This is a genomic window from Streptomyces sp. UH6 (genome assembly GCF_013421635.1).
GTDB classification, from domain to species: domain Bacteria; phylum Actinomycetota; class Actinomycetes; order Streptomycetales; family Streptomycetaceae; genus Streptomyces; species Streptomyces abyssomicinicus.
The window spans coordinates 1-3,169 of the sequence record NZ_JACADT010000677.1 but is presented as its reverse complement, the minus strand read 5'-3'; the positions used below and the strand labels follow the sequence as shown (position 1 = coordinate 3,169).

At 74.3% G+C, this 3,169-nt stretch carries 3 protein-coding genes; all 3 read left to right on the top strand.

Translation table 11 applies throughout. The features are described from left to right. Positions 1-801: GMC oxidoreductase (locus HW445_RS24120; protein WP_180223049.1), on the top strand; the 801-nt coding region annotated here is incomplete at its 5' end. Positions 802-839: 38 nt separating this feature from the next. Next, entirely contained in the window at positions 840-2,033 is a 1,194-nt protein-coding gene (locus tag HW445_RS24115) for a Gfo/Idh/MocA family protein (RefSeq protein ID WP_180223048.1), read from the top strand. A 79-nt stretch (positions 2,034-2,112) separates the two neighbouring features. Continuing rightward, a partial coding sequence (locus HW445_RS24110) for a Gfo/Idh/MocA family protein (protein ID WP_180223047.1) occupies positions 2,113-3,169 on the top strand: 1,057 nt, incomplete at its 3' end.

Genomic DNA, 3,169 nt, shown 5'->3' with positions numbered 1-3,169 from the left:
CGGGCGACCGGCGTGCGGTACGTGGACGTCACCACCGGGGTCCGGCACGCGGTCCGCGCCCGCGTCGTCCTCCTGTGCGGCGGCACCATCGAGACCGCCCGGCTGATGCTGAACTCGCGCGGCCCGCGCCACCCGCACGGGCTCGGCAACAGCAGCGGCTGGCTGGGGCGCGGCCTGATGGACCATCCGCTGCTCACCTCCACGGGCGTCCTCGACGGGTGTTCGCCGGACGCCGCGCAGCCGTGGACGGGACGCCAGTGCGGCCTGCTCGTGCCCCCGCCGCAGCCGCAGGGCGGCGACGTCCGCCCCTTCGCCCTGTGGGTGTCCCTCCAGCGGCGCGTCGCGAACGGCGCCGCCCTGGGCGGCATCGACGCCCAGGGGGAGATGCTGCCCTCCTGGGACAACCGTGTGCGGCTCGGCGACCGGCGGGACCGGTGGGGCGTTCCGGTGCCGGTCGTCGAGTGCGGCTACGGGCCGCACGAGGAGCGGATGTACGGCCTGATGCGACGGGAGATCGAGCTGGCCGCCTCGGTCGCCGGCCTGAAGGACCTTTCCGTCGCCGGTGCGCTCACCGCGCCGGGAGGCAACGTCCACGACCTGGGGACCGCCCGCATGGGCGCCTCCCCGGCCGATTCCGTCCTGGACCCGCACAACCGCTGCTGGGACGCGCCGAACGTCCTCGTCGCCGACGGCGCCTGCTTCCCGTCCGGCGGCTGGCAGAACCCCACCCTCACCATCATGGCGCTCGCGGCGAGAGCGGGACGCTTCGCGGCGGGACTGCTGCGGGACGGGGAGTACTGATCACACGTGACGCCGACCGACGGACCCGCGGAGGGCACATGACGAACGACAGCGAGCAGACCGGCCGTGCGCCGGAGACGGCCCACGAGAGCGTCGGAGTGGTCTTCGTCGGCTGCGGGTACGCCGCGGACTTCTACGGCGCCACCATGCCCAACTACCCCCACGTCGAGGTCAGGGGCGCCTTCGACCTGGTGCGGGAGCGCGCGGCGACGTTCACCGGTGAGTACGGCGGGCGCGTCTTCGACGGCTTCGACGAGGTGCTGGACGACCCGGGCTGCGCCGTGGTGGTGAACCTGACGCCCGTGTCGGAGCACTACCGCGTGACCAGGGCGGCGCTGCTGGCCGGCAAGCACGTCTACTCGGAGAAGCCGCTGGCGTCGACCTACGAGGAGGCGGCGGAACTCGTCGAACTGGCGCGGGAGCGCGGGCTCCTGCTGTCGAGCGCTCCGTCGACCGTCTTCAGCCGGTCCGCGCAGACGCTGCTGCGGGCCGTCGGCGACGGACTGATCGGCACGCCGCGCCTGGTGCACGCCTCGCTCGACATGGGGGCCCTGGCCTTCATGCCCTACACCCAGTGGCGGAGCCGGCGCGGGGTGCCGTGGCCCTACCGGGATGAGGTCGCCAACGGCTGCGTCATGGAGCACGCGGGCTACCAGCTCAGCTGGCTGGTGGCGATGCTGGGCCCGGTGGTCCGCATGGCGGCGCACACCTCGCTCCAGCTGGGCGGGGAGTGGCCGGAGGGGAGCGAGCCCGCCCCGGACGTCTCCCTGGGGTTCCTGGAGTTCGCGAGCGGCGCCGTGTGCAGGCTCAGCATCGGCTGGGTGGCCCCGGCCGACCTGTCCCTCATGGTCGTCGGCGACCGGGGGGTGCTGTCGGTGGGTGACGTGTGGCAGGCCTCCGCCCCGGTCTCGCTGCGGCGGCACGTCAGGACCAGCGGCAAGACCAACGCCTACCTCGGCGAACCCGAGCAGCTGCCCTTCGTGGCGCCGCCCGCCCGGCACCGCTACACCGACACCCACGACCTCACCGTCGGCGCGGGCGTGGCCGACCTCGCGGCGGCGGCCCTCAGGGGCGAGCAGCCCTTCCTGAGCGCCGACCTGTGTCTCCATGTGCTCGACGTCAGTCTGCGGCTCTCGGAGGGCCGGGGCGCCATGGAGGACGTGACGCTCCCCGCCCCCCTCGACCTGAAGCCGGCGATCGCCTCCGCCCTCACCGGTACGGCGGCCCCGTGACCGGGGCGGTCCGGCCGGCCGGCGGCCCCGGTACGCTCCCTGCCCGGACGATCCCTCGCCGATCACAGGAGGAGACGACATGACCGGCCCGTTGCGGATCGGTGTGGTGGGCGCCGGCAACATCAGCGGCGAGTACCTGCGGACGCTGTCACGGCTCCCGAACGTGCGCCCCGTGCGGGTGGCGACCCGCCGTGCCGAACACGCCGAGGCCGTCGCCGCGCGGTTCCCCGGGGTGCGCGCGGTGAGCCTGCCGGAACTCTACGCCTGCGACGAGGTGGACCTCGTCCTGGACCTCACCACGCCCGAGGCGCACCTGGAGGTCTCCCGCGCGGCCATCGGGGCGGGCAAGCACCTGTACGGGGAGAAGCCGCTCGCCATGACCACCGGGGAGGCCCGCCAGATCCTCGACGCCGCGTCGGCAGCGGGCGTACGCGTGGGCTGCGCGCCGGACACCGTGCTGGGCACCGGCATCCAGACCGCGCGGGTGTGCGTGGAGCGGGGCGAGATCGGCACGCCCGTCGCGGCGACCGCCTTCATGACCACGCCCGGCCACGAACTCTGGCACCCGGACCCGGAGTTCTACTACCGGCCGGGCGGCGGTCCGCTGCTGGACATGGGCCCGTACTACCTGACCGCGCTGGTCCTGATGCTCGGACCGGTGCGCCGCGTCACCGGCCTGTCCGCCGCTCCCCGCCCGACCCGCACGATCGGCGGCGGCCCACGCGCGGGCACGGTGTTCCCGGTGGAGGTGGCGACCCACGTCACCGGCGTGCTGGAGCACCACGGCGGCGCGCTGACCACCCTCATGATGAGCTTCGACGTGTGGGACAGCACGCTGCCCAGGATCGAGGTGTACGGCACGGACGGCACGCTGTCGGTGCCCGACCCGAACAGTTTCACCGGCGACGTCCGGGTCCGCCGGGCCGGGGATTCCACCTGGCACCAGGTGCCGGTACTGGGCGGCTACACGGGCGGCGCCCGGGGCATCGGCGTCGCGGACATGGCGCACGCCCTCGCGTCGGGGACGCCGCACCGGGCGAGCGCCGAGCTCGCCTACCACGTGCTCGACCTGATGGAGGCACTGCTCGCCGCGGCGGAGACCGGCGACGGCCGCCGGGTGGACAGCGGCTTCCCGC